This is a genomic window from Mesorhizobium sp. M1A.F.Ca.IN.020.06.1.1, from assembly GCF_004023265.1.
Lineage (GTDB): Bacteria > Pseudomonadota > Alphaproteobacteria > Rhizobiales > Rhizobiaceae > Mesorhizobium.
On record NZ_RZSR01001602.1, the window covers coordinates 1 to 696 of the forward strand.

General features: G+C 68.0%; 1 protein-coding gene and 1 pseudogene. Both read right to left on the reverse strand.

Going from position 1 to position 696, the window contains the following annotated elements; genetic code table 11:
* A partial coding sequence (locus EOA60_RS35805; protein ID WP_281060818.1) for a small ribosomal subunit Rsm22 family protein occupies nucleotides 1–564 on the reverse strand: 564 nt, incomplete at its 3' end.
* 1 nt (nucleotide 565) lies between these two features.
* Nucleotides 566–696, reverse strand: a pseudogene (locus EOA60_RS39805) (hypothetical protein); the annotation flags it as partial.

Here is a 696-nt window from a genome sequence, read left to right on the forward strand (position 1 = left end):
GGGCTCGACGATCAGCAGCGTGTCGGCCGTCAATCGCCAGAGCCGGTCGACGAGTTTTGGCAGCGAGGCCGGCGCGATCTCGTCGAGCACATAGGCGACGCTGATCAAGTCCGCCGGGTCGAAACCGTCGAGATCGATGGTGGCGTCGCCGGCTACCCAGCTCGCGCGGACAGCGATCGCGCCGGCGGCCAGCGACTGGCCGACCTTGCGCACCGCCGCGCTTGCCTCGACCAGAACCGCCCGTTCGAGCTCCGGCCAGGTATCGGCCGTGGCCCAAAGCATGGTGCCAGGACCGGCGCCGATATCGAGCAGGCTTTTCGGCTGGAAATCCGGACGGGCGTCCGCCAGCGCGTCCAGGCAAGCGCGAACGGCGGCATAGGTGGCGGGCAGCCTGGTCGCCAGGTAAGCCTTCACCGCCATGTCTTCGCCCATATGCAGGCGGCCGTCACGCAACTCGGCGCGATAGCGTTCCGAAAGCGTTCTCGCGGCCTGTTTCAGCGCCGGCAGCGGTACTTTTTCGAGCAGGCTGTCGACGCCTTGCCGGAGCGCGGTGGGCAGTTCCAATTCAGGCTCCTCTTGGCGCGAGCAGGATCACCGAGGCGCCGACGAGCGAGAGCGCGGCTCCGGCGAGGTCGAAACGGTCGGGGCGCACGCCTTCGGCTACCCAAAGCCAGCCGAGCGAAGCGGCAATGTAGA